Genomic DNA, 22,757 nt, shown 5'->3' with positions numbered 1-22,757 from the left:
TTATGACTTTAAACGTCTTAAAGCAATTAAGCCAAATAGACCTAAAACTAAACCACCACCTACACTTCCCCCGCCACCCGTGCTTACGGATTTATCTTCAATACCTGATGGCGGATCTTGCACAATTTGAACTGGAATTGTTAAATAAACATCCGCAGCATCATTAAAACGTGTGGTAGTAGTAACAACCAAGAGATTAAATACATCTGCTCCATGCCAGTTTCCATTTGGAACATAAGTTAAGTTACCCTGAGCATCGATAGATAAAGTTCCTTTAGATGGTGTACTTGTTTGAACAATCTTCATACAGCCTGACTGCCAAACCTTACCATCTGTTCTTTTTCCAAACATTTTTTCACATGTTTGTGGAGAAACTAACTCACCATCACCTACCACATCGGCAATATTAAATTTGGCAATTTCGCCATATTTAATGTCTTGACCATGTGTACTAATATCATCGCGGTTGGTAATTAATTCAATCGCCCCTAAATCACATAACTCATCATAACCACTTCGATTCTTTCCACGTTGATCTTGCTTTTCACAACTCGCCAAACCGACAGAAGTTCCATCACTATATAAACGACCTTTGTTAATTAACAAAGATTGTGAAAGACTAGTATATTTATCTAAAACACGAGGTTTAAAGAATCCTAAAAAACTATCACTTGGTGTTGAATATGGACATAGCAATCCATCTGCTGGTGGTACATCACAAGTTCCTTCATCTGCATTTCCAGCAATTAGTTTTTCGCTTGCAGGATATATAATATTTGGTAACTCTGCTGAAGCATTACGGTTACATTCCGTTGTTACTAAATTACTTTGCACAATCGTTTTATCTGTTGTAGATGCCTTACAGTTTGTTGTATTACCTATTAAAATACTGTTAGAGACTGAAGCATTACCCTGTGGAGCATCAAAAAATAAACCTCCCACGTTTTTTATCATCGTAATATTATTTACAACCATTCCATCACGGACATTGGCAATAAAACTACCCTTATTATGAAAAATCGTACTATTACTCAAACCAATAATACGAGAGGTTAAGTACCCCCCTGTACTTTCATCTGCAAATTTAGTTTCAGCATGAAATAGTCCACCATTTGCTGCGGTCACTTCATTATCACGCACTACAGAGCGACTAATATAATAAAGTGGCATATCACTATATAAAACGCCTCCCTGACTTGCTTTATTATTCTGCATTAGGCTATTAGTAATAGTTACCGAACCCGCTGTTTTTGTAGTATTTGATAAATTACCAGCGTTATAAATGGCTCCCCCGTTTGTTGCATAACCGTCCATTAAACGCGAATTTTGAATCACCAATTGTTCATGATTATAAATTAATCCACCGTTACCTTGAGGTATTACACTCTTTGAGCCAGCACCTTTTAAATTGACATCAACAAACAAAACTGTAAAAGAAGCTTTTTCAACACTATCATCATCTATACGGAATAGTTGATCCGTACCTATCATTTTAATCGTTGCATTATGAGAGTTGGGTGCTCCTTCCTCAACCAGAGTAGAATCATTTTTTGCGGTACTAATAGCTACAGGAACAGTAATTACTATACTTTTATTTAAAGTATATTCTTTATCACGCTGCAAAATAATATTTGATGAAGCATCTTTATTTCCGCAACCATTGTAACCATTTGCATACTTTTCAACATCAGCAGCATTGGAAGATGCACGATATTTTAGAAATTGTATTGCTTCACGTAATGAACAGACTGTGTTATCAACATTTTCATCAGTTGTAGTTGTAACTTGAATATCGGCAGAATAAGCGTGTCCAGCAATAGCCAATAAAGCAAAAGCAATGCTCCGTTTGAGCATACCCATCTCCTTACATCTTTTTTTCATTTTTCTTTGTCAATATTGCAAAATTTCCGCTTTTGCAATCGCATCCTTTGTGCGTACTTTGTCACAGGAAGTAGAATTTCTCAAGACATTTTGGTCGGTCTATAGAGTCATTTTTGTTCTAGATTACAAAAAGCTTCATACGTTTAAAAAAGTTTTTTAAATACGAAAAAGTAGCTTCTTAAAAAAATCAAAAAAAATTTAGCAGTTATAAATATAACTATTCTGAAATGAAAAAACTTATGTCTAGAAAGCCATTTTTTATTGTTTGAAATAAATTTAGTCAAAACAGCAAACTTAAGTTAAAGAAACTTATTGTTGATACTCATCAATCAAAGCGTAAATTTGCCTTAAAGTCGCATTAGAAAGTTTTGTTTTTTCGCCTTTGAGCAGTTTTTCTAACTGAGCAACAGTTTGCAATAAAAGAGAAGCTTGATGAGGACCATGTAATAACAGGTAATCAACAATCTGTTGATCAAAGTGGATACCACGTCTAGCCATTACAGATGTCACCAAGGCATAACGATCTGCATATAAACTTCCACTCGGCACTTTTACACTAACGGCTTGTGTAAGTCGTGATTGTAAGTCTGGCAATTCAAGCTTTAATTCGATCGGCGCTACACGCGAGGAAAATACCAGTTGTCCTTCATGATTATTCATTAAATGGAAAACAGCTTTTTGCCAGTGAGGCACTCCACTAATCGATTCAATATCATCTAAAGCGACAAGATCATAATGTTCTAAAGAGGTAATTGCTTCAATAGGTGCATCAAGAAGTTCAAGCAAAGATACTTTAATCGCAGATTTGCCTATTTCTAAATAAGAATCACAAATTGCAGAAAGTAAATGACTCTTCCCCGTCCCCGCTCCACCGTAAATATAGAACCTATTCACCAGACCAGCATGAAGTTGACGCACGGCATCGACTACATGCCCCCAACCCGGTCCCGAAAAATCACTGATTCGGGCATCAAGTTGAGGTTCTATATCCAGTTGGAGTTGACGCATATATTGAATTAACCTTGAAATTATTTCTGGTTAGGGGATTTCAGTTCATCTGTATCTTGCTGTGTTTTAACTTCAAGATCAAGCTTAGTGCTTTCAGTTTGTACATGAATTTGCTCAATATCGCCATGTTGGATTACTAATGTAGAAGGTGGAGCATAAAGTGAGCTTCTTTCGTAGTTATCTCTTAAGTGTTTTAACAACACTACAATAACGGCTGCCACCGGCAATGCAATTAACATTCCCAAGAAACCTGCAAGCTGAGCTCCTGCCAATACTGCAAAAACCACCGCTACAGGAGATAAACCAATTTTATCGCCCAATAGGAATGGTTGTAGAATATAGCCCTCTACCGCTTGACCAACCATAAAAACTATACCGACGAGTAATAAATGTACCCAATCCAAGCCGAACTGGAACAAGCTGGCTATAACAGCTGCAATAATACCTACGGCAAAGCCTAAATAAGGAATAATACTGGCAAGACCAGCCACCATACCAATAATCAAGCCAACTTCCAAACCAATGAGCTGTAAGCCAACTGCATAGACTATGCCGAGTAATAGCATGACTAGAAACTGACCTTTAACAAATGCCCCTAAAACGCTATGGCATTCACCAACGATCTGTAAGGTAGTTGCTTCATATGGACGTGGAATGAGACGACGTAAGTTTTGTAACATACGTTCCCAATCGAGCAAGAAATAGAAAGCAATAATAGGAATTAAAACAACCGTTCCACCAATCTGAATAAAATTCAAACCAGATTGAGCTAATTTTAATAACACTGCCTGAATGCTGTCTGCACTATAATTTGTTTGGACATACTCCATCACAGCTTTAGACAACTGCTCTGTGTCAATTTCCATTTGCTGGACATTAAATGTCGAAGATACCCAAGGTAAAAAGGTAGCATTAATCCAGTGAATACCTGCTGGAATACTATCGCGGGCATAAACTAATTGTTTCCAGATGAGTGGAACCAAATACCAAAGTGCAATAGTTAAGGTTACGCCTATTCCGACGAATACCACGCTAATTGCTAACCAGCGAGGCAATTTCATTTTTACCAGCACGTCAACAAGTGGACTGAATAAATAAGCCAGGAAAAAAGCACCGATAAAAGGAATGACTACAGGCTTGAGTAAATACAACACCCATACCAGCAATACAATACCTGCGAGTAAAAAAATACGGCGCAGTATACGATCTTGCATAAAATCTAGCCTTTTTTGATTTAATCGTTATAAATGAAAAAATATTTTTATTAAAGATAGCATTTTCGAGCATAAATAACATAAGAGTTTCGTATATTCAGGTTATAATCTGCCGCCAATGCGGAGACTTCATTTATGAGCAACTCAACTTCTACCCCAAATACCGGTTTAAGCTACAAAGATGCGGGTGTTGACATTGAAGCGGGCGACGCACTGGTCGATCGTATCAAGTCAGTCGCTAAACGTACAAGTCGTCCTGAAGTAATGGGCGGGCTTGGTGGCTTTGGTGCACTATGCAAAATTCCTAAAGGTTATGAAGAGCCTGTTTTAGTTTCTGGAACCGATGGTGTAGGAACTAAATTACGTTTGGCACTTAATCTAAATCGTCATGACACAATCGGCCAAGATCTTGTGGCTATGTGTGTAAATGACCTTTTAGTTTGTGGTGCAGAACCATTATTCTTCCTTGATTATTACGCGACTGGTCACTTAAATGTTGACGTTGCTGCAAATGTTGTTACTGGTATTGGTAAAGGTTGTGAGCTTGCAGGTTGCGCACTTGTAGGTGGTGAAACCGCAGAAATGCCAGGCATGTATGAAGGCGAAGATTACGATCTTGCTGGTTTTGCCGTTGGTGTTGTTGAGCAAAGTAAAATTATTGATGGCTCTAAAGTAAAGTCTGGTGACGTACTTATTGGTGTTGCATCAAGTGGTGCTCATTCTAATGGTTACTCATTACTACGTAAAATTTTAGATGTTAAAAACGTTGATTTAACTCAAACAATTGATGGACGTCCTCTTGCTGATGTAGCAATGGAACCAACTCGTATTTATGTAAAACCAGTTCTTGAACTCTGCAAACAAGTTGATGTTCATGCTATGGCACACATTACTGGTGGTGGTTTACCAGGTAACTTACCTCGCGTATTACCAAATGGCGCACAAGCAGTGATTGATGAATCTTCTTGGGAATGGCCTGAATTATTCCAACTTCTACAACGCGAAGGCAATGTAGAACGCTTTGAAATGTACCGTACTTTTAACTGTGGTGTAGGTATGGTCATTGCTGTTGATGCAAATGATGCTGAAAAAACAATTGAAGTACTTAATGCTCAAGGCGAAAAAGCTTGGAAAATTGGACATATCCAAGAAAATGCTGAATCAGTGGAAGGCGCAGACGAAAAAATCCGTGTGATCTTTGCATGATAAAAATTGCTGTTCTAGTCTCTGGGAACGGTAGTAATTTACAAGCCTTGATAGATGCAAATCTATCAGGGCAAATTGTAGGTGTACTGTCTAATAAAGCAGATGCTTATGCCCTAGAGCGCGCTCAAAAAGCCAATATTGCTACCGCTGTTATCTCCCATAAAGACTTTCCAACCCGCGAAGTGTTTGATGAAGCAATGCATCAGCAACTCTTAGCTTGGCAAGTAGATGTGGTTATTTTAGCTGGCTTCATGCGTATTTTAACACCAGCCTTTGTCAATAAATGGCAAGGAAAAATGCTGAATATACATCCTTCGCTTCTTCCTGCCTACAAAGGTGTAAATACTCACCAACGTGTTTTAAATACAGGTGATCGTTTACATGGTTGCACCGTGCACTTTGTAACGGCTGAACTGGATTCTGGTCAATCAATTGCCCAATCCGCTATTTCAGTTAAAGAACATGATACTGCCACTTCATTAGCAAATCGAGTGCATGCACTTGAGCACTTTATCTACCCACAAGTAGCAGAGTGGTTATGTAACGGTCAACTTACATGGAAAGATGGGCAAGCCTATTTCCGTAATCAAGTTCTTGAACACCCTATTCGTTTTGCAAGTTGGTAAAATGTTTTACTAACTTGCAAAAAATAAAAAAGGACATGCCAGCATGTCCTTTTTTATAAGTCTAAAAATTAATTTGGCTGATGATGAATCAATTTCTTTATAGAGTTTACTGTATCAATAGGATGTTCTAGAGGAAACATATGCCCGCCCTCAACCACAGTAAACGGAATTCCCATTTTTCGCTTTGCCATTTGAGGAAAGCCTCTTTTTAAGAAATCACTTCCTTTACCCACAACTAAATGTACAGGCATCTTAGGTTTTGGCATAGGCAGCCACCACCAAGAAGGATTCTTACGGAAAATCGCAACTTCATCTTCACGAGAAATAGTTAAAGTTACCCCACCGCGAACCGAATCTTCTTTCAAAGCATAATCAATATAAGCTTGAAAACAATCTTCATCAAAATCTTTGTAGAATCCTTTAGGACGTAGTAATTCAGCCGCCTGCTCTCTCGATTCCCAATGTTCACGGCGACGTGCAGATAAGCCCGCTGGTGTCATCGCATCAACCAATTTAGGACGAAATAATTTTGCCATATGAAAAGCAAATGAATATCGTCCTAAAATAAGAGGCGGGTCTAACATAATAACTTGAGAAAAAAGTTCAGGGCGTCGAAAGGATGCCATCAGCGTTAGCACCGAACCAAGAGAGTGGCCTAGTCCAATGACTTTACGCCCTTTCGCCTGACGTACAATACTATCAATAACCTGATCAACCAAAGCAGGCCAATGATTCGTCACGGGATAGCGCTTATCAGGACCAATCAAGCGAACGTAAATAACATCATATTCCCCTTTCAACTGGTCAAACAGTTTTTGATACACTTTTGATGGTACGCCATTGGCATGAGCAAAGTGTATAACTGGTTTCATTGACATACCGCTATCCTAAAAATACAGATTTATTGTAATTTTGCGCTTTGACGAGTTTGCACTTCTTGAACAATAGATTCACTTACCCCTTGCCCAATTTGTGCACCCATACGACCTAAAATGGATTGTAATGGGTTGCGCTCAATTGTGTAGTCAACTTTATTATCAAGGTTTAGTTCACGCATCAAGCTCGTAATATTACCTGAACGGTCAGCAACACCCAATTGGATTGCTTGTTCACCAGTCCAGAATAAGCCAGAAAAAATAGCTGGATCATTCGATTTCAAGCGCTTACCACGTCCTTCTTTAACTGCAGTGATAAAGTGAGTATGAACATTATCAAGCACAGATTGAATATGTTGCTTTTGAGCAGGATCAATCGGTTTTGTCATACTTAAAATGTCTTTATTCGTTCCGGCAGTTAAAGTGCGGTCTTCAATACCGAGCTTCTGAGCTAAACCAGTAATTCCATAATTAGGCATGATGACACCAATTGAACCCACTAAACTTGATGGATTGACAATAATCTCATCCGCAGCAGAAGCGATATAGTACGCACCCGATGCCCCCATATCACCAATAACGGCATAAACTTTCTTATCAGGGTGCTGTTTTTTCAAATAACGAATTTCCTGCCAGATTTCATCAGACTGAACTGGAGAACCGCCAGGTGAGTTAATGTTAAGTGCAACAGCCTTACTATTTGAGGCTTCAAAAGCACGTTTAAGCGCTTTATTGGTATCTTCACTATTTACCGCTTGATTGCTTGAAGAATCAATTGTTCCAATAATATCCACCACTGCCAAATGAGCACTACTGCTACTTACAGCAGAGCCTTCTTTGCTGGTTGAACAGCCTTTACCCATGAGTACAATAATGAATAGTAAATAAATAAAAGTTAATGTTTTAAAGAAGATACCCCAACGACGACTACGGCGTTGCTCTTCTACTGAAGCAAGTACAGCCTTCTCAAGAATTTGCCATTCCGGTCCATTTTGTTTAGGGATTATAGGTTCATTTTGTGGTTTTGGTGGCCAATCGGACATAAAATTCCAATCCAAATCAATCTAAAATGATGTCATTATATACGTTGATTTGATAAAAACTGTCTAAATAATATGATTTCATTTATAATATTTTTATCTTTTTTTACTTGTTGCCTCCTTTTTACCGCGATAGATGACCAAACTAGATGTAAAAAGCATGAACTATTACTTACTTAAAACTTTTAGCCGTCAACCAATTCAATTTGGACGTTTTATTGCCCGTATGTTGGCAGGGTTAGTCAATACTTTAAAAATTACTAGAACATCAAAGAGTATAGAACTTAACTTACAAATTGCACTTCCCCACTTAACACCACAACAACGAATACATATTACACAACAAGCTATTCGTAACGAGTTAACCTCATACTTCGAATTTTTAAGTATTTGGGGCTCATCAAATAGTAAGAATATTTCACGTATTCACCATATTGAGGGTGAACATTACTTTCATGAAGCACTGGCAGCAAAAAAAGGTGTGGTTTTGATTGTTCCACACTTTGGTACATGGGAAATCATGAATGCTTGGTGTGCCCAGTTCACTTCCATGACTATTTTATACAAGCCTGTAAAAAATGTAGATGCAGACCGTTTTGTTCGAGAAGCCCGTAGTCGTGAACAAGCCAACTTGGTACCTACCGATGAAACTGGTGTTAGACAAATTTTTAAAGCGTTAAAACAAGGTGAAACCACTGTAATTTTACCTGACCATACCCCAAATGTTGGTGGTGATATGATCAATTATTTTGGTGTACCCCTTGCCTCAAGTAATTTAAGTGCCAAGCTCATTCAAAAAACCAAGGCCAAGGCATTATTTCTTTATGCGATTCGTAATGATCATGACGGTTTTACGATGCATATTGAACCTATGGATGAGAAGATTTACGAAGGTAGTGCCGATGACGGAACCTTTGTTATTCATCAAGCCATTGAACAGCTGATCCAACAGTATCCAGAACACTATCACTGGAGTTATAAACGTTTTAAAGCAAATCCTGCTTTAGATAATCTTTATAATCTTGCTCCAGATGAAGCACTTAAAATTGTGGCTAAGCTTAAAGCAGAAGCTTCACAAATGCCTGTGAAGCCAAGTACGCTCGAAACGTCGAGTGTATAAAACCATCTCATGATTGCGAGATACAAAACTTAATGTTCCTTGCCCAACTGTGCTTTTAAACGGAATATGAAGCGCTTGTACTCTCGCCAAAACCTCTTTGCTTGGGTGCCCATATCGATTATTAAAGCCAGCCGAGGCAATCACAAGCTTTGGCTTTAATGTGGCTAAAAAATCATAAGCCGAACTATGCTTACTCCCATGATGACCTAATACCAAAACGTCTACCTTTAAATCTGGATATTCTTTCATGAGTTGATATTCTGCTTCCCACCCCGCATCACCCATAATTAGATAATTTTGATAACCTGTTACCTGTTTCAAGTGAATATAAACCACACAAGAATATTGATTTTGATTTGAAGAAACTAAATTTAAATCCTTTTCCATAGGCCAAAGGATTTCAATATCTAATTGTGGATATTGCCATTTTTGCCCTTGATGACAATAAGTAAATGGTTCTTTAATTTGTTCTGTCCATAATTCATTTGATATGACTTGTTTAATAGGAAAAGCCTGTGCGATAGAAGGAAATGCTCCGCTATGGTCTTGGTCAAGATGAGATAGTATGACGTGATCTAATTGTTTAATTCCTTTTTGACGTAAATATGGGATCACCACATTTTGACCAATACTAAAAGCCTTTTCATCATAAGACCCACCCGTATCGATTAGCCATGTCTGCTGCGGGTGCTGCAGGAAAATAGCTTGTCCCTGTCCTACATCTATAATATTGATTTGAATTTGCTGGGACGACTTATTCGGAATAACCAAGGGTAAACAGCATATGAGCCCCCAAGATTTTGGTAAAACCCCACGCGGTAAAAATAAGATAATAATAACGAAGCTAAGGCAAACTAAATCAAGTGGTGTCAGGCTAAAGCCTTGTAATGGTAATGATAGCTTTTCTAAAAGATCAAAACATGTCAGTACTATACTAATCAGGACATTATTAATTTGAAAAAGTAAATTTCCGAATGAGTTAAAAATAAGCCATACACAAGCTGCAAAAATGTTTAAAGGAACAATCACTCCTCCGAGTAAAGGAACAGCAATAATATTTGTAAAAGGAGCAACCCATGAAATCTGTTGAAAGAAAATCAACATTAAGGGACATAAGGCAATAAATATTTTGCCTTGAGATTCAATTAAAATTTTACTAAAAAGAATGATTCTAGATAACAGACTCGTTGAAACAAGATTTGGAACCTGTTCAATAGTTTGATAAATCCGTAATAAAATAAAGCAGGAACCATAAGAGAGCCAAAAGCCTGCAGATAAAACACTGAAAGGATCGAAAAATAAAAGTAGACTTGCACTGTAAACTAACAGTGAAAATGGCCTAACAGGCAGTTTAATCAATAATAAAGAAGCAAATAAAACTACTGAAAGTAAAGTTCTTAAGGCGGGAATTTCAAAACCAACAAATGCGGTATAAATCAAAACACCGAAACATAATGGAATCATGGCCCAAATTTGTTTAGGTTGATGCAAATAAAGCTGCGGATAATAACGTCGTAATAATTGATGTAATCCCCAAGACAACATGATGGCAAAAATGAGCACATGAGGCCCTGAAATCGCCAATAAATGAGAGATTCCTAATTCCTTAAATTGATTTTTAATCTCATCATTTAAGAGACTTTCATCCCCTGTTAATAAAGCTAATAATAGTCCCTTATTCTGCAAAGGAGATTGTTTCAGCATTAATCTAAATTTTAGACGCAATTTTTCTATATTTAATTTTTGTCGGTTAAAAAACTTTTGTTGATCTTTTAAATGATGTTGATAACCCAACCGATAAATTTCATCAGAGCTTAAAGGCTCAATATGCTGAACACTAAAACCAGACATTATATTTCGCTGAATAAACCATTGTTCTTGATCAAAAGCTCCTGCCACTGCATAACTATGAGCTGGTCTGGTTTTACCCGAAATTCGATAGTAATGACCTAATTGTAATATTGGCTCATCTATGGCTGAGTTTACTTTCTGATTTTTTAAATATAATAGCCAAGTGACGGGATGTAAGGACTGCCCTAGTACCTGAACGGGTTGCTGTGTCTTATCTTCTTTTTCTTCACTTATGCGGTCTACATACACAACTATATCTAAAGATTTAGGCTGCATTTGTCGCAGTTGTAATCTTTTATTTAAAGCATGCTGAGCATATTGATGTCCTATAATAAAAAGACTAATAGCGCAGACTAGACAGTAAATGGCTTTTAATATGGGCCGATTTAAAAATGTATGCCCCTTAAAAATATAAAAAATAAAACCTATAACGATTAATACTTTACCGATCCAACCATATTGCATGATGAGAGGGATATCTATCCCCATAAATGCAATACCCCCAATCCACCCCATTAAAATAAATTTTAACATTCAACGTCATAATCATTATCTTTTTAAGGGCAAAATTAAAGCCCAACTGAGTGGGCTTTAACAATGTGATTTAATGACAATTTTTAAGAACCACTCACCCAGAGTCCATCTTGCATATGCAAAATAGAATCAGCAGCCTGAGCTAAATGCTCATCATGGGTCACAATTAACATTGCCATGTTTAGTTCTTTCTTAAGATCGGTCAGTAACTCAAAAATACCTAGAGCTGTTTTACGGTCCAAATTACCTGTTGGCTCATCTGCTAAAACAACCGCAGGTTTAGTGACTAAAGCACGCGCTAAAGCCACACGTTGGCGCTCACCACCCGAAAGTTCACCTGGCTTATGATCCATACGATGAGATAACCCAACTCGATCAAGTAAATATTCGGCTTGTGCTTTTACCGATTTAAATTGGCTATCTGCTCGAAGCATTAAAGGCATCGCCACATTTTCAAGCGCAGAAAACTCAGGTAATAAATGGTGAAATTGATAAACAAAACCGAGGTATTGGTTGCGTTGAAAACCACGCTCGGCTTCACCTAAATTATCAAAACGCTGACCATTTAAAAATACTTGCCCTTGAGTTGGTTGCTCTAAACCGCCTAGTACATGAAGCAAAGTACTTTTACCTGAGCCACTTGCACCGACAATCGAAACAAACTGCCCTGCTTGAACTTGTAAAGAAAGACCTTTAATGACTTCAACTTTAGATTTACCGTCATCAAAATGTTTATATATTTCTTTTGCTTCTAAAACAATTTTACTCATAGCGCAGAGCCTCGGCAGGTTGAACTTTGGCAGCACGAAGTGCCGGATAAATAGTCGCCAAGAAGCTTAAAAGTAAAGAAACAATCACGATAATCGTCACATCTTGCCATCTTAAATAAGATGGAAGGTAATGCACAAAGTAAGCATCAAATAGATTTAAGCCCAACACATTATTAAACCATGAAATGATATCGCTAATGGTTAAAGCTAAAATAACACCTAAAACCGTACCTGCAACTGTACCAATCACACCAATCACGGTGCCTTGAACCATAAATATTTTAGTAATCATTGATGGCGAAGCGCCTAAAGTACGCAAAATTGCAATATCTGATTTTTTATCAGTTACCACCATGACCAATGACGAAACAATATTAAATGCTGCAACCACGATAATAAGTACAAGCAATAAACCGACTAAAGTTTTTTCCATTTGAATGGCATTAAATAAATTGCCATGCGTATAGGTCCAGTTCGTCGCATAGAAATTGCTTGGTAAACTTTTCACCAAATCATCTGCAACTTGTGGCGCTGCAAAAATATCATCTAATTTTAAACGGACACCTTGGGCACCATCTGGTAAGCGTAATAAGGTTGAAGCATCGTATAGAGCGATATAACCCACCATAGAGTCCACTTCAGCGCCTACACTAAAAATACCCACCACTTTAAAACGCTTGAAACGAGGTACAACACCTGCTGGAGATGGCGTTGCTTCAGGTAAAACCAATGTCACGCTGTCATTTAGACGTAAGCCCAATGAATCAGCCATATCTTTACCAAGAACAATACCAAACTCACCCTTTTTAAGTGAATCTAAGCTTCCGGCAACAATATGATTTTGAATAATAGAAACATTCTTTTCATATTTTGGATCAATACCTGTCACCATAATACCAGCGACTTGCCCTTGCGCAGTTAACATACCTTGCAATTGCGTAAAAGGTGCAACCCCAGTTACATGTGGATGATGTTCAACTCGCTTCACCAGCTCCGGCCAATCCGTGAGAATTTGTGTAGATGAAACTGTCGCTTGCGGCACCATTCCTAACACACGGTTTTTCAATTCGCGATCAAAACCGTTCATGACAGAAAGTACCGTAATCAATACAGCGACACCGAGTGTCAAACCGACCATCGAAACCAATGCAATAAAAGAAATAAAATGATTACTGCGTCTTGCGCGAGTATATCTCAACCCTATATACAGTGAGATTGGTTTAAACATACCTTCTAAATCCAAGGTCATTGATGGAAAATAAAAGATGTTGATGTCAAATTGCACCCACATCGACTATTTGACCATACCGTTAGATGCTGTATTAAGGTTTAAAAATCAGTAATTTCTGACTTATCCTTAACAATCCTAATATGATATTGCTGCGCTATTTTCTACTACTTAAGTTAGGAGATCAATTTGATCATGCATTTCGCTACGAATTAGAACAATTTAATGAATAAGCTCAACAAATTACCCAAATCTTCTCCTATTTAGACTTCATATGTTGAGCAAAGTTCCGGTTTGCTTGAATGTCTTTATAAAAATATAAAAAGAGTCCAGACAAGATAATGAAAGCACCCACAAAAACCATAATTGAAAGCTGCTCATGATTTAAAGCTGCTCCAATTATCATAGCGATCATTGGCGTAATTACTGTCGTTAAAGATAAGGTGGTTGCCTGAATATTTTGTATAAGTTTGAAATAGCAGAACATAGCAACCAGTGAAGCCATCAGTACCGTATAAATTAATGCAAATAAAGATTTAGCTTCTGGTAAATGGGTCGGTGCATATTGCCAAATAAATGGAATAAAACAACTAGCAAAAATAGAAGAAACTAAAATAGAACCTGTTGCTTGAGCCATCGGCTGAATTTGTGCATTAACTTTCTTAACCCAGAAGATTGAAAAAGAATAAACAAACACACTGATCAGCATAAGAACTATACCAAATGGATGCACATGCTGATTTTCACCGCTCAAACAAATAATAGCTAAACCACTGACCGCAATTGCCATGCCCAGCCATTGCAGCTTATAAAGTTGTTGGCCAAATGCAAACCGACCAATAAGCCCCGCCATAATAGGTGCTAAACCAAACATAAGTGCAATCATGCCTGAACTTAAATATTGAGTCGCGGCATAGGTAAAAATTTGAGAACCAATTAAGCTAAAAGAACCAGCTATATAACTATGTACTGCTTGTCGATGCGTCGGAAAAGGTGTTCTTAAAATTAGCAATATGATGACTGCCAAAGGCAATGCAATAAAAAAGCGTAATAACAATGCCCACATCAGATGTAAATCTGACACACTCCAGACGATTGCCAAAGGAGTTGTTGCCCAGATAAACACTAATAAGACATAGGTTAAAGCTAAATTGGTTTGCGATGGCATGTGATGCTCACTTAGCTGTTTTACGTTTTTGCTTTAAAATCGTTTGATCTAATGAACTTGAAAATTCACGTTTATCTCGTTCGGAAATAGGAGGTGGTCCGCCAGTTTGCACACCCGCACCACGAAGCGTGTCCATGAAATCACGTAGATGTAAACGCGCTTTAACATTCGCAGTTGTATAAACTTCACCACGCGGATGAATAGCAACTCCGCCTTTCTCAATCACCTGAGCTGCCAGTGGAATATCTTGTGTAATCACAATGTCATTCTCGACCATGCGTTCGACAATTTCTCTATCTGCCTGATCGGCGCCACTTAAAACCTGTATTGATTTAATGCGAACAGAAGGCGTAATCCCAACATTTTGATTGGCAACAAAAATAACTTCTAATTGATAACGATCTGATGCACGTAAAATTACTTCACGTAAAATTTTTGGTAAGGCGTCTGCGTCTACCCATAGCTTAAATGGCAGCACGTTATTCTCTATTTCCACTAAAAATATAAGTCTAACAGATGCCTTTCTAAGGTGAGTAGAAATAAACATTAAACTTATTTTTAATTTCAATATTTCAAGTTTTAGAAACTAAACATACTTTTAATTTATAAATAGAAACGGCACTTTCCTTTAAATGACTAAATACGCGCTTTTACAAGAGAATTTACATATGGAGACTTGAAAAATAGCAAACACCCTCGATTTAATATAACAAGTAATGTGAACCCAACAGCATCGTGCTTATGAAAAATCAAAACAGTCCAGAAGTTATTAAAGTAAATGACCAAAATTTTGGTAGTCATGGAGAACATTGGAATCTATTGACGTCCCATCCCGAAACAGATGTACCAAAATGGTTAGGACTGGCTCTTGATGCACCTGTAATGCCAATGGGCTTATGCGAACATGAAGAAGATATGGATCAATCTTTTTGGTTGATCCAAGGCCCACAAGACCAAAAAGTTACGATCAATCAAATTATTGCTGTTGAAAACCAAAAACCTCGCGCGCTTAAAACCGCCTTTCCTAGTTTTGAAAGTCCATATCAATATAATGCGAAAATTGAACGCATCATTACTTGCGACTCTGCGACACAAGCCGTATTAAGTTTAAGACTAAATAAAAATACAACTGTTTATGCTTTTGATAATTTATTTAGTGTTAACTACTGTCAATATGATAAAAATCAAAACTATCAAGTTCAATTTAATGCATGGGCTTATGAATTAGAACCTGTTCCAGCAGGCGAAAAAATTATTGTTGATGATCCAGCTTCGATTAAACATCACCGCGCATTAAATGCAATTTTAACTGAACATAATGGGGTTGCTCCTGAAAACTTACAGGAACTCATTAATGAATGGCAACCAAAAACTCCAGAAGATCAAGAACCTGTAACCGTTGATTTTTCTAAAATGGTCGCTTATTTATATGGCGAAAATCTTGGTCAAGAAGATGAAGCATGGTTCCAAGGTAATATTGTTGGCAAAACTTCTATGACATTTATGGGAGAAGAATATGCTCTTTATGATGTTACTTTGGTTTTAGAAGATGATCTTCCTGCCATATTAGTGCGCATTGCAACCAAAAACGATTTGTATAAAAACTTTAATATTGGCGAATATATTCGCGGTAATATCTGGATTCAGGCGACTATTTGTGCTAAAAAGGGTGAAACTAATTGAATTTCACTAATATTTTAATAATTAGGTTATTGAATGAAGATTATACCCGAACAAACTACCAGCCTCATTCAATCCAGTAGCCTGCGCGTAAAGGTCGATACTGGTGCGTTTTGCTTTTTTGTCTTGGGTATGTTCTTAGCTGCCATATTCATGCACCAGTTTGGTTTAGTTCCTTTTTAATTTATAAATTATTCAATAAATAAAGCCCTCAAATGAGGGCTTTATTTATTTGATTTGCTTAACCATTACGCTTTGCAAAATCATCCATAAAGTTAATTAAAGCCTGTACACCTTCTAAGGGTACGGCATTATAAATACTTGCACGCATACCACCTACCGAACGGTGTCCAGCTAAATTCAACAAATGGTTTGCTTCCGCTTCTTTTAAGAATTGCTTTTCTAAAGCTTCATCTGCCAAGGTAAACGGTACATTCATAATTGAACGGTTTGGAATTGCAATCGGATTGTTGTAGAAATCGCTTGAGTCGATATAACCATAGAGCAACTGAGCTTTTTCAAGGTTCACTTTATGGATAGCATCTACCCCCCCCTGCTCTAGCAACCATTCAAATACTAAACCAGACAAGTACCATGCATAAGTCGATGGTGTATTTACCATAGAACCATTTTTCGCTTGGTCGCTATATTTTAAAATACTTGGAATTTCTGGTTTAGCTTGATCAAGTAAGTCATCGCGAATAATGACAATTGTTAAACCAGCAGGACCAATATTTTTTTGTGCGCCCGCATAGATCAAACCAAATTTGGTTACATCTAATGGAGCAGATAAAATACTTGATGAATAATCACAAACAAGTGGCGTTTTTACATCAGGAATTCCTGCGAACTGTAAGCCACCAATCGTTTCATTATCTGCATAATGTACATATGCTGCATCATCAGACAAATTCCATTCGCTTTGTTCAGAAATTGCGAACTTACCATCTACTTTAATGCCAGCTTCTACAACATTAATATCGCCATAACGTTTTGCTTCTTTTAATGCTTTTTCAGACCAGATACCAGTATGAATATAGTCGGCTTTACTGTTCTTACCTAAAAGGTTTAAAGGAATCGCAGAAAATTGTAATGACGCACCGCCTTGTAAAAACAGTACTTTATAGTTTTCTGGAATGTTCATTAACTTACGTAAATCTGCTTCAGCTTTTTCAGCTACAGCAACATAGTCAGCACTACGGTGACTCATTTCCATGATGGATAGACCTTTACCTTGCCAATCCAACAATTCTTGTTGAGCTTTTTCTAAAACGGCAGTAGGTAATGCAGCAGGACCAGCACAGAAATTGTACGCGCGCATGATTTTTCCCTTGTATAAAGTCAAACACAATAAAAATGGCATTTAACCACAGATTGCTTAAGCTTGCAGCAGCTTCTCAAGTAAATATTTCAATGCTGGACTGTATTTAGCTTTATTTTTTCAATTATTGTCATCGTTATTTCTTTAGTTTTAATGACCAGCTTCCTCATTTAAAAAAATTTTAAGCAAAAAGATCAACTTGACTTGTGATTATAATTTCACATACCTTGATAGCTATTACAAAAATATTGGCTTAGTAAATTCAATAATTAAAGGAGCTAAAAACCACTATGTTTTTATACAAATGTATAATAAACAAGATGATAATTGAATTTAATAACAAGAAATTTAAACTATAAGGGATGCCAAAAATTGTTATTTAAAATGCCAACACATCGATATAGATATTCTATTTTTCCCTTTTCATTTAAACCAAAACATCTTGCTTTGGCTTTAGGCTTTTTTTTCACTAATCATTTATACGCCGGAAGCTTAAGTTATGCTGAAGCAGAACAACAAGCTTTGAAAAGTTCATATAGTACTCAAGCCAACCAAGCATTACAGCAAGCATCTCAATTAGAAGCTGAAGCAGTAAAGGGCCTCGGATTACCTAGAGTTGATTTAAATGTGAGAGCCTACGCTTTTCATAGTGAAACAGATGTACCTCTTGGCTCTTTTAAACAAAAACTTGAGAATGATTTAAGCCAAGGACTAAATGACAAACTTTCACAGTGGAACAATGTCATTCCATCAGATGTGCTGGGACAAGTTCAAGAAGGCGCAAACCAAACTATCCATGATGGTGTAAATCGTTTTCCCGATTATGCGAATCTGACTATTGAAGATCAGGTGGTACGCCCTTCCATTTCAGTTGTTATGCCACTCTATACAGGCGGCTTAACCAGCAGCGCAAAAAAAATAGCAAATATCCAAGCGCAGCGTTCGGAACTTTCAAGCCAACAACAACAAGATATACAGCGCTTCGAAGTCGTACAAAGTTACTTTAATGTGCAATTACAACAACAACTGGTCGCGAGTAGCTTATTTAACTTTAATGCGATGCAAAAACATTACAGCAATGCCCTAAAGCTCGAGCAACAAGGGTTTATTAGCAAAGGGCAACGCATGCAGTTTGAAGTAGCGCGTAATAATGCGGAACGTACTTTACAAAATACTCAAGCCAACTTAAATGCCAGTCGCTTTAGCCTTAATAACCTTTTACATCAACAAAATAATGTGGATTTAAGTACCCCATTATTTGTAAACAATACACCAAGCCAAACTCTAGAATCACTTTTAACTAGTTATTCGCAAAAATCTAGCTTAGTACAAAAAATGCAGATGGATACTCAACTGGCTAATGTTAATATTCAAGCTCAACAAGCTGCAAAAAAACCAAGTCTTTTTGCCTTTGGCGAATATGCGCTTGATGAAAATGAAAACTGGATTGTCGGTGTAATGGCAAAATACAACCTATTTTCAGGTGTAGATAAAAATAAGAATATTCATGCTGCCGAATTGAAGCGCTACGCTTCTGAGCTCATGACTGAACGAACCAAGCAAGAGATTGAAGCTCTTTTGAATAAGTCATATAACGAGCTTAACTCTGCTCAGCAAAGTCATCAGCTTTTACAAAGAAACGTAAATGCTGCTCAAGAAAACCTACGTATTCAAGAACTTTCTTTCCGCGAAGGAATGGGTACAGCAACCCAAGTGATTGATGCGCAAAATGCATTAAGTGCGTTAAAAACTGAAATGGCTTTAAATGCTTATAAATATGTCATGTCACTCGCGACTTTACTGCAAAGTCACGGCTCAATTGACCAGTTTAAAGCTTACGTTAATCAACCACATACCGACTATATACGTTAATGGGAGTATAAAATGAATCAAGACTCAGCTCATTCAGAACAAGATTCTCCTGTTGCGGATACGGCAGAAACCAACAAAGCTCCAAAAGATGATCAAGCTAGTGATAAGCAAGAAACAAGCACAAATAAAAATGACACCATCCCCTCTAAAAATTCCAAAATTAAACTGATTATTGGCCTGATTATCATTGCCTTATTAGGTTTAATTATTTTTGGTTTGTGGAAAAGCTATCAACCCAAACCTATTGAACTACAAGGCCGTGTTGAAGCTGAAACTGTTCACGTAAGTACAAAAGTTCCAAGTCGTATTGAAGAAATTTATGTACAAGAAGGCCAGAAAATTTCCAAAGGTCAGCCCCTTGTTCGTTTGGTTAGCCCTGAAATAGAAGCTAAAAAGCAACAAGCTTTGGCTACCTTACAATCTGCTTTAGCATTTCAATCTACGGTAGATCGCGGTTCTCAACAAGAAAATATCGATACTCTTTATGCCAACTGGCAAAGCACCAAAGCACAAGCAAATCTTGCAAAAACCACCTACCAACGTGGGGAAAATTTATATAGACAAGGCGTCATTTCACGTCAAAGACGAGATGAAATGCTTGCTGCACAGACCTCTGCTCAAGAATTAAGTGAGGCCTCTTATCAACAATATGCTCGTGCTAAACGCGGCAGTACCAGCCAACAGAAATCTACGGCAGATGCACAGGTTGAAATTGCAAAAGCAGCGGTAAGCGAAGCAAAAGCACTGGAAGCAGAGACACGTTTACTCTCACCTATTTCAGGTACGGTTTCAAAAACTTATGGTAAACCTTCCGAATTAGTCGCTATGGGTGTACCTGTTGTCAGCATTTTAGAAGATGATGATTTATGGGTAAGTTTAAACGTCGGTGAAAATCAATACGCCTCTGTTTATAAAAATAAAACCCTTGAAGGATTCATTCCCGCTCTTAATCAGAATGTGAATTTTAAAATTAAGAATATTGATGCTGAAGGCGAATTTGCCACCATTAAAACGACTCGCCAAACCGGAGGATATGATATCCGTAGCTTTAAATTACATCTGGTGCCTGAAAGTCCTGTCAAAGATTTAAAGGTTGGCATGAGCGTTCTATTTAAAATTAAAGAAGACAAATAAAGCATGTTTGCCAGTATATTACGGGAACTAAACTATCTAAAAAGCAATAAATGGGATTTGTGTATGGTGACACTTATCCCTGTTTTTATCATTTTTATGTTTAGCAGCATGTTTTACGCGGGTAAAGCTGAACACTTACCAATTGCGATTATTGATCAGGACCAAAGTGAACTCAGCCGTAATATTGAAAAGTATCTTTCGTTAAATCATACAGTAGACATTAAAACAATTACGGCAAGCTCTGCTGAGGCTGAACAACTACTCAATGAAACCAAAATATGGGGTTATGTTTTTATTCCAGACGGTGCTGAAAAACGCTTCGTGAAAGCACAAGATGCTCAAATCAGCATTGCATTTAATCAGTCTTTTTTTAGCGTCGGGAACACGATTTCCTCTGCAATGCTGGTCAGTACACTCAATGCTTTAGCAGATTATGCAGGTCAAAGTTATCTTGCAAATAGTATTCCCTATTTAGATGTACCTACCGCGCATGTCAAAATCTCAACGCTTTACAACCCAAGTATGAGCTATGAATTTTATTTAGAACCTTTCATGGTTCCAGCGGTATTGCACTTATTGTTATGTTGCTGTGTTGCCTTTGCTATTGGACAAGAACTTAAACGTGGCACATTAACAGCATGGGTAAACCGAGAAAGTTTTATTCAAGGCTTATTGGCTAAAAATCTGCTTTATACCCTTATTTTTTGTTTCTGGACATGGGTATGGATGTTTTGGCTAGTCGAAATCCGTGGCTGGTTTGTAGCAGGTTCTCTTAGTTTATTGCTATGCGCACAGTTTTTACTTTATTTTGCTTACGCTTTGATTAGCAGCACGGTCATTCTTGCTACTAAAAATTTAAGTAAAACTTTTGGCTTTATCGCCGTATACGGTGGCTCTTCTTTAAGTTTCGCAGGTGTTACGCTACCTTTAAATAATGCCCCTATTTTCACCAAGTTTTGGTCACTCATTATTCCTTATACCCCTTATGCCAAACTGCAAACCGAACAATGGGTGATCGGCAGTCCAGTTTTCATTTCTATGATTCCTTTTTTAATACTCTTGGGTTATTGCCTGATTTACTTCTTTTTAAGTTGTCTATTACTTAAAAAATTAGTTCAGGGGGCAACGCAATGAAAGAATTCTTTAAGGCTTATGGGCAAACATTTAAAGACATTGTAAGTAATAGCTCAGTTTTCACAACGCTAATTTTATCGGTCATTCTTTATAGCTTTTTTTATCCTACTGCATATAAAGCTGAGCGTGCAGAATCTATTCCTATTGTGATTGTTGATGAAGAACAAAGTCTTTTAACTTCTCAATTGATTGGCCAAAGTGCAAATAGCCCTCATGTTCATATCGTTACCGTTACCAGCAATTTTTTACAAGCTGAACAAATGGTACGTGAGCAAAAAGCCGATGGTATTTTACTTTTACCAAACAACCTAACCCAAAGCTTACGCAGAGGAGAAACTGGTGGAATTGGCTTATACTTAAGCACAACCAACTTTTTAAAAACTAAAGAAATTGGTTTAGGTCTAGCAACCTCAATTGAAGCCACATTAAAAGAATATATTGAAAAATTCGGACAACGCACACATTTCCAGCCAGCGCTTTCTATTCATCAAGTGCCGTTATTTAACCCTCTTTCAGGATATGGAAGTTATATTTTTCCGGCTGTTGCATCATTAATTATTCACCAAACCATTGTGCTCGGTTTGGCAATGTTAATAGCGACCTACCGTGAGCAACATGAAAAAATTACAACTGTTCGCTTCGCTGGAATTTTCGCAAGTATATTGACCATTGGCTGTTTAGGTTGTTTTTATCTTTTCGGTTTTACTCTGTGGTTCAATGACTATCCACACGGTGGAAATTTTATAGGTCTACTTATTGCTGTTCCAATTTTTATTAGTTGTGTGATTGGACTAGGTATGTTGATCGGCTCACTTTTAGATATGCCAGAGCGTGCCGGACATATTATTGTGTTTAGTTCAGTACCTTTATTCTTACTCACTGGAGCTGCTTGGCCTCATCAAGCAATGCCTGACTGGTTACAATGGCTGGCGTGGTGTTTACCTTCCACACATGGGGTACAAATGTTTGTGCAACTTAACCAGATGGGTGTTCCATTAGCGACAGTTGTACCGAAACTAATTTTTCTTGGGACAATTGGATTATTATTAGGAAGCTTAGCCTATTATCGGATTGTTAAAAAAACGTCTTTTTAAA

Annotated in this window: 20 protein-coding genes and 1 pseudogene; 10 read left to right on the top strand and 11 right to left on the bottom strand. The window is 37.4% G+C overall.

The annotated features are described in order from the left end of the window. From rbtA to cxpE, 3 genes are all read right to left on the bottom strand, one after another. Nucleotides 1-1,860 carry a rhombotarget A gene (rbtA, locus tag HLV59_RS04390; RefSeq protein WP_171429406.1) on the bottom strand — a complete coding sequence of 620 codons (1,860 nt, stop codon included), beginning with the start codon at nucleotides 1,858-1,860 and terminating at the stop codon, nucleotides 1-3. Between the two features lie 330 nt (nucleotides 1,861-2,190). Next, nucleotides 2,191-2,889 carry a DnaA regulatory inactivator Hda gene (hda, locus tag HLV59_RS04385; RefSeq protein ID WP_171429405.1) on the bottom strand — a complete coding sequence of 233 codons (699 nt, stop codon included), beginning with the start codon at nucleotides 2,887-2,889 and terminating at the stop codon, nucleotides 2,191-2,193. Nucleotides 2,890-2,909: 20 nt separating this feature from the next. Beyond that, on the bottom strand, nucleotides 2,910-4,103 hold the full coding sequence (gene cxpE / locus HLV59_RS04380; protein ID WP_016146159.1) for a chloramphenicol efflux transporter CxpE: 1,194 nt from the start codon (nucleotides 4,101-4,103) through the stop codon (nucleotides 2,910-2,912). 135 nt (nucleotides 4,104-4,238) lie between these two features. Between cxpE and purM the strand changes: the two genes are divergently transcribed. Both purM and purN read left to right on the top strand, forming a co-directional pair. Next, on the top strand, nucleotides 4,239-5,309 hold the full coding sequence (purM, locus tag HLV59_RS04375; RefSeq protein ID WP_017385817.1) for a phosphoribosylformylglycinamidine cyclo-ligase: 1,071 nt from the start codon (nucleotides 4,239-4,241) through the stop codon (nucleotides 5,307-5,309). Then, nucleotides 5,306-5,935, top strand: a complete 630-nt coding sequence (purN, locus tag HLV59_RS04370; RefSeq protein ID WP_016146161.1) for a phosphoribosylglycinamide formyltransferase — start codon at nucleotides 5,306-5,308, stop codon at nucleotides 5,933-5,935. The genes purM and purN overlap by 4 nt, the downstream gene beginning before the upstream one ends. 68 nt (nucleotides 5,936-6,003) lie before the next feature. On the opposite strand, the gene HLV59_RS04365 is transcribed toward purN, so the two are convergent. Then, nucleotides 6,004-6,813: an alpha/beta fold hydrolase gene (locus HLV59_RS04365; protein ID WP_171429404.1), complete on the bottom strand. Its 810-nt coding sequence runs from the start codon at nucleotides 6,811-6,813 to the stop codon at nucleotides 6,004-6,006. Between the two features lie 23 nt (nucleotides 6,814-6,836). Beyond that, a complete protein-coding gene (sppA, locus tag HLV59_RS04360; RefSeq protein WP_016146163.1) occupies nucleotides 6,837-7,853 on the bottom strand; it encodes a signal peptide peptidase SppA in 1,017 nt (338 codons plus the stop codon). A 133-nt stretch (nucleotides 7,854-7,986) separates the two neighbouring features. On the opposite strand from sppA, the gene HLV59_RS04355 reads away from it, so the two are divergent. Continuing rightward, on the top strand, nucleotides 7,987-8,970 hold the full coding sequence (locus HLV59_RS04355) for a lysophospholipid acyltransferase family protein (protein ID WP_081172989.1): 984 nt from the start codon (nucleotides 7,987-7,989) through the stop codon (nucleotides 8,968-8,970). Here HLV59_RS04355 and HLV59_RS04350 read toward each other — a convergent pair. The 3 genes from HLV59_RS04350 to HLV59_RS04340 all read right to left on the bottom strand — a co-directional run bounded on the left by HLV59_RS04350 (nucleotide 8,923) and on the right by HLV59_RS04340 (nucleotide 13,353). Then, the gene (locus HLV59_RS04350) at nucleotides 8,923-11,355 is read right to left on the bottom strand and encodes a DNA internalization-related competence protein ComEC/Rec2 (RefSeq protein WP_171429403.1); all 2,433 of its coding nucleotides are present in this window, start codon (nucleotides 11,353-11,355) and stop codon (nucleotides 8,923-8,925) included. The genes HLV59_RS04355 and HLV59_RS04350 overlap by 48 nt on opposite strands. Before the next feature lie 83 nt (nucleotides 11,356-11,438). Continuing rightward, the gene (lolD, locus tag HLV59_RS04345; protein ID WP_057106242.1) at nucleotides 11,439-12,125 is read right to left on the bottom strand and encodes a lipoprotein-releasing ABC transporter ATP-binding protein LolD; all 687 of its coding nucleotides are present in this window, start codon (nucleotides 12,123-12,125) and stop codon (nucleotides 11,439-11,441) included. After that, on the bottom strand, nucleotides 12,118-13,353 hold the full coding sequence (locus tag HLV59_RS04340) for a lipoprotein-releasing ABC transporter permease subunit (RefSeq protein ID WP_004790618.1): 1,236 nt from the start codon (nucleotides 13,351-13,353) through the stop codon (nucleotides 12,118-12,120). The genes lolD and HLV59_RS04340 overlap by 8 nt, the downstream gene beginning before the upstream one ends. Before the next feature lie 149 nt (nucleotides 13,354-13,502). On the opposite strand from HLV59_RS04340, the pseudogene HLV59_RS18610 reads away from it, so the two are divergent. After that, nucleotides 13,503-13,583 (top strand): annotated as a pseudogene (locus HLV59_RS18610) (PilZ domain-containing protein); the annotation flags it as partial. 29 nt (nucleotides 13,584-13,612) lie between these two features. On the opposite strand, the gene HLV59_RS04335 reads toward HLV59_RS18610, so the two are convergent. Both HLV59_RS04335 and HLV59_RS04330 read right to left on the bottom strand, forming a co-directional pair. Further along, nucleotides 13,613-14,521: a DMT family transporter gene (locus tag HLV59_RS04335; protein WP_057106243.1), complete on the bottom strand. Its 909-nt coding sequence runs from the start codon at nucleotides 14,519-14,521 to the stop codon at nucleotides 13,613-13,615. Between the two features lie 7 nt (nucleotides 14,522-14,528). Continuing rightward, nucleotides 14,529-15,017 (bottom strand): YaiI/YqxD family protein, encoded by a 489-nt coding sequence (locus HLV59_RS04330; protein ID WP_079748489.1) that lies wholly within the window; start codon nucleotides 15,015-15,017, stop codon nucleotides 14,529-14,531. A gap of 245 nt (nucleotides 15,018-15,262) precedes the next feature. Between HLV59_RS04330 and HLV59_RS04325 the strand changes: the two genes are divergently transcribed. Both HLV59_RS04325 and HLV59_RS04320 read left to right on the top strand, forming a co-directional pair. Then, nucleotides 15,263-16,204: a hypothetical protein gene (locus HLV59_RS04325; protein ID WP_061875429.1), complete on the top strand. Its 942-nt coding sequence runs from the start codon at nucleotides 15,263-15,265 to the stop codon at nucleotides 16,202-16,204. A gap of 33 nt (nucleotides 16,205-16,237) precedes the next feature. Continuing rightward, a complete protein-coding gene (locus HLV59_RS04320) occupies nucleotides 16,238-16,384 on the top strand; it encodes a hypothetical protein (RefSeq protein ID WP_005038822.1) in 147 nt (48 codons plus the stop codon). A 58-nt stretch (nucleotides 16,385-16,442) separates the two neighbouring features. Here HLV59_RS04320 and serC read toward each other — a convergent pair whose 3' ends face one another. Next, nucleotides 16,443-17,522, bottom strand: coding sequence for a 3-phosphoserine/phosphohydroxythreonine transaminase (gene serC, locus HLV59_RS04315; protein ID WP_171429402.1), 1,080 nt, complete (start codon nucleotides 17,520-17,522; stop codon nucleotides 16,443-16,445). A gap of 384 nt (nucleotides 17,523-17,906) precedes the next feature. Between serC and HLV59_RS04310 the strand changes: the two genes are divergently transcribed. Genes HLV59_RS04310 through HLV59_RS04295 form a run of 4 tightly spaced genes read left to right on the top strand, consistent with a single transcriptional unit; the run spans nucleotide 17,907 to nucleotide 22,756 of the window. Further along, the gene (locus HLV59_RS04310; RefSeq protein ID WP_171429401.1) at nucleotides 17,907-19,394 is read left to right on the top strand and encodes a TolC family protein; all 1,488 of its coding nucleotides are present in this window, start codon (nucleotides 17,907-17,909) and stop codon (nucleotides 19,392-19,394) included. Between the two features lie 12 nt (nucleotides 19,395-19,406). Continuing rightward, nucleotides 19,407-20,528 carry an HlyD family secretion protein gene (locus tag HLV59_RS04305; RefSeq protein ID WP_081172983.1) on the top strand — a complete coding sequence of 374 codons (1,122 nt, stop codon included), beginning with the start codon at nucleotides 19,407-19,409 and terminating at the stop codon, nucleotides 20,526-20,528. A gap of 3 nt (nucleotides 20,529-20,531) precedes the next feature. Beyond that, nucleotides 20,532-21,662 carry an ABC transporter permease gene (locus tag HLV59_RS04300; protein WP_171429400.1) on the top strand — a complete coding sequence of 377 codons (1,131 nt, stop codon included), beginning with the start codon at nucleotides 20,532-20,534 and terminating at the stop codon, nucleotides 21,660-21,662. Continuing rightward, on the top strand, nucleotides 21,659-22,756 hold the full coding sequence (locus tag HLV59_RS04295) for an A1S_2622 family ABC transporter permease subunit (protein WP_081172979.1): 1,098 nt from the start codon (nucleotides 21,659-21,661) through the stop codon (nucleotides 22,754-22,756). The genes HLV59_RS04300 and HLV59_RS04295 overlap by 4 nt, the downstream gene beginning before the upstream one ends. Nucleotide 22,757 lies beyond the last annotated feature (1 nt).

The sequence above is a fragment of the Acinetobacter lactucae genome, assembly GCF_013122135.1.
GTDB lineage: Bacteria > Pseudomonadota > Gammaproteobacteria > Pseudomonadales > Moraxellaceae > Acinetobacter > Acinetobacter lactucae.
The sequence above is the reverse complement of the archived record's forward strand: the minus strand, read 5'-3'. Positions and strand labels throughout refer to the sequence as shown.